The organism is uncultured Ruegeria sp. (assembly GCF_947489545.1).
Taxonomy (GTDB): Bacteria; Pseudomonadota; Alphaproteobacteria; order Rhodobacterales; family Rhodobacteraceae; genus Ruegeria.
The window spans coordinates 1-11380 of the sequence record NZ_CANLDZ010000045.1 but is presented as its reverse complement, the minus strand read 5'-3'; the positions used below and the strand labels follow the sequence as shown (position 1 = coordinate 11380).

Here is an 11380-nt window from a genome sequence, read left to right as displayed (position 1 = left end):
TCAGACTGCGCCAACCAGAACCCAAATTCTGGCGTCGGCAGATTGATGATTGATCTGCAGGCTCAGGACTCGGGCGCATTGCAAACGATCACTGTTCTGTTTGAGAACGCCACAGGCAATGCTGACAACACGGTAATTCCATTGAGCGAATGGCGGTTGAAGGCCACGTTGTCGAATAATGCCCGATAGGGCCAGACCCTTAATTCGGGTCCCGTAATTTTTTTGGCGGTTTTCTGGTGGTTTAATGTCGTTTCACTTCAAATAACATATTGACCGCTTATGGTGGTCATAAGGCAGCTTAGGGCAGATCGACCATGACTCAGTCACCGCATTTCTGGACCCGCAGGCGTCTGTTGATAACGGCGGGCATGGTGGGTGCGTCCGAAGCGCTCAAACCCACGATGACCTATGCATTCTCACCCGGGGAACCTTTGCCTATTGAGCCTGGTTGGAGCGGACCGGACGGGACCCAAGTAAATTACCGCATTGATGGGTATGCCAAAGTCACCGGCGCCAAGCTTTATGCTAATGATGTGCGTGGCGCCGATTTGGACGGCTGGCCGGATGATATGAGCTATGCAACGCTCGTTTTGTCGCCGCAGGCTGACAAGGTTTTCAAAGGGTTGGACTTGTCCGGGCTGGGTGACCAGATGCAACCGGACCGGGTTGTTACCGCTGATGAACTGGACAAGGCTGGACTGGCCGCAACCGGGTTCTTCAACACTGACCTGTTCTGCAAGCCCGGAACTCTGCCGCTGTATTTGGGGCAACCCGTTGCGTTGCTGATCTACGATGACCTCGCAACCTTTCAGCGCGCACAGCATTTTCTGGTAGGCAATGATGCCATTTTTGCATTGGGCGATACACGACCTCCTGCCGAAGAAACTCCATATGGTGCGTACCGCTTTACCCGCATTGCGGGTGAAAGCCCTTATGGGCCGGATGTATACTCGCCCCTGCTGGATGGTTGGGTCGGACCGCGCCGGTTTCGCGATACCGAAGCCCCGGTCTGGGCCAAGGCCGATGCGACAGGTGCGGCACCCGAACGGGCAAGTTTTTACGGCAACCAGATCAGAGCCGGTCTTAAGGACGGTAAGTCCGGGAAGCTCTATTCCCAGAACTTCCAAACCCAGTCTATTGATCATGTCTTCATGGAACCCGAGGCCGGGCTGGCAACCTATGAAGCAGCGGACAAGAAATTGTCCCTGATGCTTGGGGTCCAGTCGCCACAAGCTATTCTGACGGCCGTTGGCAATCTGGTGCAATCCGCCAAACCACCGCACAAGGTGGGCGAGGTCGATGGCCACTTTTCGTCGATGGGGGGCGGTTTTGGCGGAAAAGATCACACCATTCTGCCGCTGTATGTTGCGCTTGCCGGGCTGTTCTCGCCGGGTCGCACGACGCGCCTGGCGCTGAACCGCTTTCAACAATTCCAGCTAGGATTAAAGCGTCACGCCTTCGAGATCAAAAACCAACTGGCCGTTGATCCTGAAACCGGCCAGTTCCAAGCTTATGTGTGCGATCTTGTCTGTAACGGCGGCGGGCGCGCCAATTTCTCGACCGTTGTGGCCCATGTTGGGGCGACCAACGCGACCTCAATCTACTACGTTCCCAAAAGCGACGTCACGGCGACGGCCACGAAATCCATTGCCGTCCCTGCTGGGTCGATGCGCGGTTTTGGAACTCTGCAGACGATGACCGCGATGGAATGCCTGGTCGACGAAGTGGCCATTGATCTGGGAAAAGACCCGTTCGAGCTGCGCCGCCAGAACGCTCTGCGCACCGGGTATTTGAACCTGACCGGCAACGCCGCCAGTGGCGCGGCGCGATCCGTCGAAGTCCTTGACCGGCTGGAACAAAGTGCGCTCTGGCAGAGCCGTGCTCAAGACAAAAGCGCATATGAATCTGCCAATCCGGGCAAGACCTATGGCGTTGGGGTCGCGTGCGTGATGAAGGATTACGGAGGCGGCGGCGATGCAACCCGCGCATCCGTCACCTTGTCGCCCGAGGGTAGGATCACGCTGCACAGCGACGGGGTGGAAATGGGCACTGGCCTGTCAACTGCCTCGGCCCGGCGCGTCGGGGATTACATGGGGCGAAATGCCGATAAGGTCGAGATGTTCGTGCAGGGGGCCTGGGACGCGCTAAAGCTGGAAACCTCAGGCAATGCCTGGGCGATCACTCAGGCCGACCAGGACAAGGCGGCGAAGAACCCGCGCTGGGTGCCCTTGATCGGATCACCTACGGGCGCGTCTGTCGGGGCGAGCGTCAACAGCCACGGGCCAGCGCAGGCGGCGTATGTCATCATGCGATACGGCCTCTGGCCCGCCGCCCTTTCGATCTGGAGCGAGGGTCCGTTGTCCGGCGAGGCCGCAGGCGAATTCCTGACATTTGACAAGATGCGCTGGGTCGATGGCAAACTGACCGGCGCAGGAATGGAGCCCCTGACACTGGAACAGCTCGCATCCCGTGCGCACCGTGATGGCCTGGTGACCGGGGCCATGGTGCATGGCTTCAACCGCTGGTCCTGGACCACAGCGACGTTCCCGATCAAAGGTGAATCCGAGACGCTGGCGATTGACGCTTTGGCCATCCGGCAAGGCGGCGAGGATTGGACATTGATTGACCGGACCGAGGTCAATTTCCCTTCGACCGAGTTTGAAAAGGTTGGCGTCAACTATTACGCCGCCTGTGGCGCCGTGGTGGGTTTAGCTGTCGACAAGGTCAGCGGAGACGTCAGAGTCGAGGCCGTCCATCAGGTCTTGGAATGCGGTCGCCCAATCGTTCCCGAACTGGTGTCGGGCATTTCGCAGGGCGGGATCGCCATGGGTATTGGATACGCTTTGTACGAAGATCTGCCGCTTTACGACGGCGGACCCGGCGACGGAACTTGGAACCTGAACCGGTATCACATCCCAAAGGCTGCTCAGGTCCCGGTGTGGAAAACAACGCTCGAAGTGTTGGACCCGATCAGTGATACAGACCCGCCAAAGGGCATGGGCGAGGTTGTGATGATCCCTGTCGTCCCAGCTATTCTCAACGGAATCAACAACGCGGTCGGCGCACGGGTGAATTCTCTACCCGCCACGCCGGACAAGATCAGAGAGGCATTGTGATATGCCCCAGCTAATGATGAAGGTGAACGGTAAGGCAGTTGGACCGCACGATGTACCCGACGATCTGCCGATGGTGAGCTATCTGAACGATGTGCTGGGACTGACCGGTACGAAGTTCAGCTGTGGCATCGGCGTCTGCCATGCTTGCATTGTGATGGTCGAGGAACCAGACGGCACCATTACCACGCGGCGTACCTGCATCGCAGGCGCTACAACCTTTGCCGATAGCTCTGTCATAACGGTCGAGGGGCATGCCACCGACGGCAAACTGTCGGTGGTTCAGCAGGCGTTTGTCGACAATTTTGCGTTTCAGTGCGGTTATTGCACACCAGGTTTTGTCAACGCGGGCACCGCGCTGATCGCACAGCTTCGCGCAGACCCGGTAACCAAAGACCAGGTTGAGGTAGCTGTCCATTCGGGACTGGGAGACCACATCTGCAGATGCAGTGGTTATGTCCGGTACTTTGAGGCGATGCGTGATGTGATCCTGTCGGACGCCACTCTGACCAAAGAGGACTAGCTATGGCACGCGTTCTGAAAGCCCTTGCAACTCTTGGAGCGTTAGGCGGCCTGGGATATCTTGCGTTCGCATACTTCTGGGGTGTCCCGACGGTGGAACAGCGCCCTTTGGCTACGGATCAGGCCAGCATCGACGCGGGAGAGTATCTGACAACTCTGGGCGATTGCGTGTCCTGCCACACCGCGGAAAACGGTGCATCCTTCGCAGGGGGCCGGTTTCTGGAAACACCATTTGGCGGCGGGATTTATTCGGCGAATATCACCCCTTCAGCCCGAGGGATCGGCGATATGACATCGGCCGAGTTCTATCAGGTGCTGGCCTTTGGTGCGGATAACATCTGGGCCCCGATCTATCCGGCCATGCCCTACACCTCGTACCATCTGGTCACCCGCGACGACAGCGATGCCATGTTTGCTTATCTCATGAGCCTTGATCCGGTCGACGCGGCGGTACCGGAAAATACATTGCCATTCCCTTTCAACATCCGCTTGTCTTTGTTCGGGTGGAACGCATTGTTCGCCGCCCGGCATCAGTTTGAAGCCGATCCATCCCGGAGCGATGAATGGAACAGAGGCGCGTATCTGGTCAACGGTCTCGGACATTGCGGTGAGTGCCACACGCCCCGAAATGCCTTAGGTGCGCTTGAGAATGATAGAGCCCTAAGCGGCGCGCAGCTGACTGATTTTGAGGCACCCGACATCACCACAGCCGGATTGGCCCGGCAAGGTTGGACGCACGCCGATCTGGTCTCATATTTTGCGACAGGGGCCGGGCCACAGGGAACAGCATTCGGAGAGATGCATCTGGCGATCAAGAACTCGCTCAGCAAAGCTGAACCCGGGGACCGATCGGCCATCGCCAGCTATCTGCTAAATCTGGATACAGAGCCGCCCGAAACGGGAAGCACTGATGATGGCGGACAATCCGAAGCATCGGCCGCGGTCGCCCAATTATCCCATACCTATGATGCGGCCCGGGGCAAATCGCTATATCTGAGCAACTGCTCGTTGTGCCATGGGGGCGAGGGTCAAGGCATTCCCGGTGTTATGCCTGCATTGTACGGAAACAGCACCGTGTCACAGGCAGATGCGGTAAATTTGGTGTTGGTCATCGATCAAGGATTGGACGCAACCGGTCCAGGTTCGAATTTCGGCCCAATGCCCTCGTTTAGCGGGCGGCTCAGCGTCGCGGAGATAACGGACCTGGTGAATTACCTGCGCCTGCAATTCGGTAATTCGAACCTGCCGCCGGCAGGAGCCGAATCCGTTCAAGCGATATTGAGTGAAGCCCAGAAGTAGGTAACGCCGTTTTAACGCGTCCGAAGCGAAACCAGATATTCTTTCGCAGACTGAAACGCCGCATACAGCACCGGGATCATCAATAGACCCAGGGTACTATCGACGATCATACCGAACAGGACCGGATAGCCAATCGAGACCCGGGCTGCTGCACCTGCCCCACTGGACAGCACCAGAGGAAGAACCCCGACAATGAAACACAAGCCAGTCATTGTGACTGGCCGAAACCGAATTTCTGCCGCCTTTATTGCGGCATCGCGAATGCTGGCGCCGGATTTTCTTTGCTGATTGGCGAACTCGACAACCATGATGGCTTTCTTCGCTGCCAGTCCGATCAGCAACACCATACCGATCTGAGCAAAAATGTTGCTGGTGAGAAACGGATAATACCAAATGGGAATGAGAGCGCCCAGCAAAGCAAAGACGGCTGAAGTAATGATCGACAGCGGCAAGATCCAGCTTTCGTACAAGATCGCCAGAAACAGATAGGCCAGTATCAGCGCCGACAGCATGATGTAAGGCACCATGTCTTGGGACTTAACTTCCTGCTGCGTTACGCCTGACCATTCGATCTGGAAGCCATCGGGCAGCGTTTTATCTGCGATCTCTTGCATGGCTTTGATGCCTGCGCCGGAACTGGCACCTTCAGCCAATTGCGCGCTGACCGATGCAGCCGTGAACAAGTTGTACCGAGGGATCGAATCCGGGGCGAGAACAGGTTCGCTGCTCAGAAAGTTTCTTAGCGGCAGTGACTCGCCTGCGCTGTTTTTGACGTAGATGTTGTCCACATCATCCAGCGTTTGCCGGAACTGTGCATCGGCTGAGATGGCGACCCAATAGACGCGTTCGGACAGGATGAAATTGTCAACGAAATAAGTGCTGAGGTTAGCTTGCAGCGCTGTGAAGATGTCTGAAACGCTCACGCCAAGCGCCTCCGCGCGATCCCGGTCGACTGATAGGCGATACTGCGGAGTCTGACCAGAAAAGCTGCCATGTGCGCGGACGAATTCTGGTGCCGCGTTCAGGGCCGTGACGAAGCCATTCATCACTGAATCCAGCTGCTCCCCGTCGCCCTTTTCAAGATCCAGCAGTTCGACCGAAATACCACCCGTCGACCCGAGGCCATGGATAGTCGGAAACGGAAACACATAGCTTTCTGCTTCGGGCAGAGTTGCCAGCTTTTGATCCAGATCCCGCATGATCGCTTCCCAATGCAGTTCGGGGCTTTTGCGTTCATCCCATGACTTAAGCGTGACAATCGCCATTCCGGCGTTCGAGCGGGTGCCTGCCAGCATACTGGCGCCAGAGACGGTGGTTACCGTGTCCACTCCGGGGGCCTTTTCGATGACCTCACCTGCCTTGGACATGAAGGCCTGTGTACGCTGAAGCGAGGCACCGTCCGGCAGGGCAATCGCCGCCAGCAAGACACCGTTATCCTCTTGTGGGATCAAACCGGTTGGCACCGTCTTGAACAGATATACTGTCGCTCCAACACAGGCGGCGAAAACGAGTAGCGAGACAGTGATGTACCGCAACATTAGCGACACAAGCCGCATATACTGCCGCCTGATCCATGAGACAGCTTCGGGCACAAAACCCAAAGGACCAATCGGTTTCATACCTGACTTTAGAACCATGGTGCAGAGCACCGGGGCCAAGGTCAGCGCATTTACGGCTGACAGCACGAATGCGAAAATGATCGTCGCTGCGAACTGGTAGTAGATCGTTCCGGTCATGCCAGGGAAAAAACACACCGGTACAAATACCGCGGCAAGCACAAACGTGGTCGCGATGATCGGTCGGTTGACCTGTGACATTGCTTTGAGCGTAGCTTCGCGCGGATCAAGGCCGTCTTCATTCAGAATGCGTTCTGCGTTCTCGATGATGATGATTGCATCATCGACCACTAGTGTAATGGCTAGAACCAAAGCGAACAGTGTGATCATGTTCGCACTAAACCCGATCGCATAGATCAGCGCGACGGCGCCCAACAGCGAAACAGGGATTGCAATCGCCGGCACAATAGTCGCCCGGAAATTGGCCAGAAAGAGGAACGTAACCGCGATCACCAACCCGGCTGTAAGCGCCAGTGTCTCCAGGATATCTTCGATAGAAACACGAACGGCGTCCGTCACGTCATAGGTGATCTCATATGATACGCCATCAGGAAACTTCTTTGAAAGCTCACCCATCAGGGTATGGATACTGTCTGAAATCTCTAAGGCGTTGGCCGTGCTTTCCTGATGCACGGCAATGGCCGCTGTATCTTTTCCATTCAGTTGCGACGACCCGGTATATGTCGCTGAGCCGAGTTCAATCCGCGCCACATCTTCCAGTCGCGTGACCGATCCGTCATCACCTGTTGAAATGATGATCCGGCCAAATTCTGCGGCATCCCGCAACAGGCCTTCGGTCCGCAGTTTGAACTGAAAATCTGTACGGGCATCGCCAAATGGTGGGGCTCCAACCTGCCCGACAGCTGCGACAACGTTTTGGTTTTCAATCGCATCGGCAATCTCTGAAGCGGTGATATTCAGCGCGGCCATGCGAACCGGGTTGATCCAGATCCGCATACTGTATTCCAACTGGCCGAACTGAGAGACCCCACCAACCCCTTGTAAACGCTGCAATGGGTCATGCAGAAAATTGGCCGCATAATTGCTGAGATGCAACTCATCCCGGGACCCGTCGGGCGAGGTAAGGTTGATCACAAGGATCATGTTGCCGGATTGTTTGGTAACTTCGATCCCTTGCTGTTGGACAACCGATGGCAGTTCCGCGCTAGCCAGGGCGATGCGGTTTTGCACCTCAACCGCTGCAACGTTAGGGTCAGTTCCTAACTCGAACGAAACACTCAGCACGTAACTGCCGTCATTCGAGCTTTTAGACTGCATGTACAACATGCCGTCGATCCCGTTCACGCGTTCCTCGATGGGTGTGGCAACGGATTCCTGGATGACCTGCGCATCCGCGCCGGGATATGACGCGGCCACATAAATCTGCGGAGGTGTGATGTTCGGATATTCCGAGATTGGCATCAGCCTTACACACACTGCACCAAAAAGCACCATCAAGATCGCGATAACAGCAGCGAAATGCGGGCGATTGATGAAGTAGTGAGAGATCAAGCCGAGCCCTAACTCTGACTATCGACCGGATCCACAACCAACCCGTCGTGAATTTTCTGCAACCCCTGCACAACGACCCGATCACCATCCTTCAAGCCCGAATTCACCTGGGTGCTGGTCGAGGTTTGAGTGCCGATTTCAATATCCGTCCGGTGAACCGTATTTTTGCCATCGACGGAGAAGACGAAATAGCCCTGCTTGTCAAACTGCACCGCATTGCGTGGCACGGTCAAAACCTTGGCATCGTCCGATCCGCTGAGCGCAACGATGACGATCTGACCGGGAATGAGAAGCCCGTCCGGATTGGCGAATGTGGCCCTTAGCTCGATTGTATCAGTGTCCTGACTGACGCTGTCGCCGACATAGGTCACTTTGCCTCCGGTTCCGTAGGTTTCACCATCGGCCAGAGTAATTTGTGTCGTCAGCTTGACGCCTTGAGGGGAAATAGACCCATTGCGGCGTTCGCGCAGCAAAACGGGCTCGCTAACGAAAAAGCTGACGAGAATGGGATCAATGCTTGTGACCGTCGCAAGAACACCACTAGCGGAATCGACAAGGTTGCCCGCATCGACCGAGGACAATCCGATCCGTCCGTCCAAAGGGCTGGCGATTTCGGTGTAATCCAGATCAATCTGCGCGATCTTCAGCGCGGCCTGAGCCTCATCAACGGCGGCCTGGCCTTCAGCGTACGCGGCCAAGGCAGTGTCTAGAACCGATTGGGGGATATCGCCTTTGTCAAACAGGGTCTTCTGCCGGTCCAGCGCGGCCTGGTCGCTTTGCGCACTGGCCCGAGCGCTTTTTAATGCGGCTTGAGCACTTTCGACACTTGCAGAGTATTTTCTCTTTTCGATCCTGAAGAGATTGTCGCCTTTTTTAACCGTTCCTCCTTCGGTAAAGTTGACCTCCTCCAAAACGCCCTCGACCCGCGCCTGCAGGTCGACGCTTTGGTCTGCAACGACACGCCCTACAAACTCTTCTTGTTTCTGCAATTCTTGCAGTGTCGCCGGAGCAACAACCACACTGGGTGGTGCTGGCGCTTCCGACTCCGCAATACTAGGGCTGGCCAATACAATCGCGGCCAGAATGCTTTGGAGAAGAGTAGCAGAGTTCATTAAGTGCTCGACTGCTTTGTTGGAGGTATCAGAACACTATCCACATCCCAGTTCTGCGGCGCAACGCAATTCGTCCCGGTGTTAGGTGCCGAATGCAGAACCGGAGGAGGCAGAGACTGACTCACCGGCCGAAAAGAAACCCCACACCTAAACACGCAATGTGGACCTAAACTGCCGAAGTCAGGACATCTTAGGCTCACCCCACCCGGAGAACACTGCCCAGACGAACAGGCCTTTGAAGTCATTTTGGGTCATTTGGATTTAGGATATAATCTAAAGGGTTACCTGTGGCCAAATTTGCGACGTCTCCAAGACAGATAAAACAGTCGTCAATTACGATATAGGCTTGATCGATCTCAGGCACTTCTTCACCTTCGATGATCTTGTAACCGAACACAAAATCGTCACCCGATGCCCTGGGGTTCGTCAGTTCGACGATCAATGAAACGGGATTGCCATTTTGCTGGCCAACAAGAGCGGCGTTTGGTGGATCAGAAGCAAAACTATCGTCGCCTTCGCTCCAGATCTTAACCAGTTGCTCGCTTGGAATTGTTGCGGCGGCCCGATGCGGCCGATCCGTGAACATTATGAGGTTCTTGTCCGCCCCCACCAGCGTAAGCAATCCCTCGGACATCGCGGCCTTGTCGCTGTGCTGTACAAGAAGAACGCTTTCCGCAGTCTTAAAGTCTTGTGAAGATTCTGCAATTGCCGACGTTCCTAAGCCTACTGCGGCAATCGCAATGGAAAATAGTTTGATGTTCTGACACATTTTTTTGGTCCTTGATAAAAGCAACCTGAGAACAGAGTGTTTGCTTTGGTTTACATAAGAAGGTCTATTGTCACCTGAATCACGATGGGTGATATCGCTGAAGCAATTCAGATAGAGTTTTTCTCTCGCTGATTGCGCGACGGCCAACCGGCGCTAACGATTTCTTCACCTACGTTTGAATTTTTCGTTTCAATCAGGTCAATCTGTTCTAAGGAGCAGGCTAGTTGCCGGTTACCTCAGCCCCATCAGTATCAATCGTCACTGCTGTTGAAATCTGACTGCTGCCCGTTGCACCGGCGCCAACCATATCGTTCGCGAACCCTTGGGCCCAGAGAGTCCAAGTAGAACCGTCTATCACTACGTATGGGTTTTCGATTGAACTTTGTTCGTCGCCTTTGATGGCGCTGTATTGATAACTGATCGCACCATCACTAAGCACTGGGTCTGTTATCTCGACAATCAAGGAAACAGGTTTCCCATCTTCGGTTTCGCCGACCAGTGCGGCATTCGGCGGATCGGCGGCAAAACTATCATCACCTTCGCCCCATCTTTTTACAAGTTCAACCATCGGTATTGTGAACGAAGCCCGGTGAGGCCGATCCGTGAACATAATAACGTTCTGATCTGCGCCCTCTAATGTGAGCGTTGTGCCTGCAAACGTCGCGGTATCTGCATGCTGAACAAACAAAAAGCTTTCAGGCGCATTCTTGTCCTCTGACGTTTGGGCCACGACCGCAGTTGCGATCAAACCCGTCATCATTGCTGTTCCGAGAATTCTGGCTGACGTTTTCATCTCATACTCCCTAAGTGGCTTGCTGCATTTGGGTAAATACAAGCAGACCTTTACACGAAGAACATGGTTCTTAAGACCTGTTCGCTCCCCTTAAGTTCGCGTTGGCCGCCACGCGTTTCAAGAGAACATGGGCAAGTCTTAATCAAACAAACACAAAGTGAAATCGAATTCCTTTGAAGCAGGCTTAGTGATCTTTCGTTTCTCGACACTAAACCAACGCACGGAGCCAGACAGCTCGTGTTCTCCGCCAAACTTTGTGTATTGGGTATACATTTTTGGAGAGAATTAATCATTCTTAGCGGAACGCAAAGGTTGAAGCCGGGTCAGATTGCATAAATCCAGCTTTTCGAGCATTTAATGGCGTACTCAACGCCCGGTTCTCGAAACCAAAGCCGGACATTTTTTCCGCCATTAAGAAATGGCCGACTGAGTGTCAGGCTTTGTCAGATTCTGACCCGGCCTTGCTTTGAAGATCTACTCCGCCGACACAGAGAAAAAGCCAGCAGAGAGCCGTTCTGATTGGCGTGGCGAGCTGCGGTTAAGTTCAGCCATGATCACAAAACTGACTCAGACGACCAGCATCCGAGGTCCGGATTGAAGTAAGCGCGTGACTTCGCGATATTCTAAGTCGGGCACAGATGTCT

The 11380-nt window shown here is 54.9% G+C and carries 8 protein-coding genes; 4 read left to right on the top strand and 4 right to left on the bottom strand.

Annotation, left to right across the window (positions count from 1 at the left end; genetic code table 11):
* The 4 genes from Q1B13_RS26205 to Q1B13_RS26190 all read left to right on the top strand — a co-directional run.
* Window positions 1-189: hypothetical protein (locus tag Q1B13_RS26205; protein WP_299085781.1), on the top strand; the 189-nt coding region annotated here is incomplete at its 5' end.
* A gap of 125 nt (window positions 190-314) precedes the next feature.
* On the top strand, window positions 315-3116 hold the full coding sequence (locus Q1B13_RS26200) for a molybdopterin cofactor-binding domain-containing protein (protein WP_299085783.1): 2802 nt from the start codon (window positions 315-317) through the stop codon (window positions 3114-3116).
* A gap of 1 nt (window position 3117) precedes the next feature.
* The gene (locus Q1B13_RS26195) at window positions 3118-3636 is read left to right on the top strand and encodes a 2Fe-2S iron-sulfur cluster-binding protein (RefSeq protein ID WP_299085785.1); all 519 of its coding nucleotides are present in this window, start codon (window positions 3118-3120) and stop codon (window positions 3634-3636) included.
* Between the two features lie 2 nt (window positions 3637-3638).
* Window positions 3639-4934 carry a cytochrome c gene (locus Q1B13_RS26190; RefSeq protein WP_299085787.1) on the top strand — a complete coding sequence of 432 codons (1296 nt, stop codon included), beginning with the start codon at window positions 3639-3641 and terminating at the stop codon, window positions 4932-4934.
* A gap of 11 nt (window positions 4935-4945) precedes the next feature.
* Here the strand turns inward: Q1B13_RS26190 and Q1B13_RS26185 are convergent, their stop codons facing one another.
* The 4 genes from Q1B13_RS26185 to Q1B13_RS26170 all read right to left on the bottom strand — a co-directional run bounded on the left by Q1B13_RS26185 (window position 4946) and on the right by Q1B13_RS26170 (window position 10736).
* Window positions 4946-8062 carry an efflux RND transporter permease subunit gene (locus tag Q1B13_RS26185; RefSeq protein WP_299085788.1) on the bottom strand — a complete coding sequence of 1039 codons (3117 nt, stop codon included), beginning with the start codon at window positions 8060-8062 and terminating at the stop codon, window positions 4946-4948.
* Between the two features lie 8 nt (window positions 8063-8070).
* The gene (locus tag Q1B13_RS26180; protein WP_299085790.1) at window positions 8071-9174 is read right to left on the bottom strand and encodes an efflux RND transporter periplasmic adaptor subunit; all 1104 of its coding nucleotides are present in this window, start codon (window positions 9172-9174) and stop codon (window positions 8071-8073) included.
* Window positions 9175-9415: 241 nt separating this feature from the next.
* Complete coding sequence (locus Q1B13_RS26175; RefSeq protein WP_299085792.1) at window positions 9416-9943, bottom strand: hypothetical protein; 528 nt, start codon at window positions 9941-9943, stop codon at window positions 9416-9418.
* Window positions 9944-10163: 220 nt separating this feature from the next.
* Window positions 10164-10736: a hypothetical protein gene (locus Q1B13_RS26170; RefSeq protein ID WP_299085794.1), complete on the bottom strand. Its 573-nt coding sequence runs from the start codon at window positions 10734-10736 to the stop codon at window positions 10164-10166.
* Window positions 10737-11380: the final 644 nt, after the last annotated feature.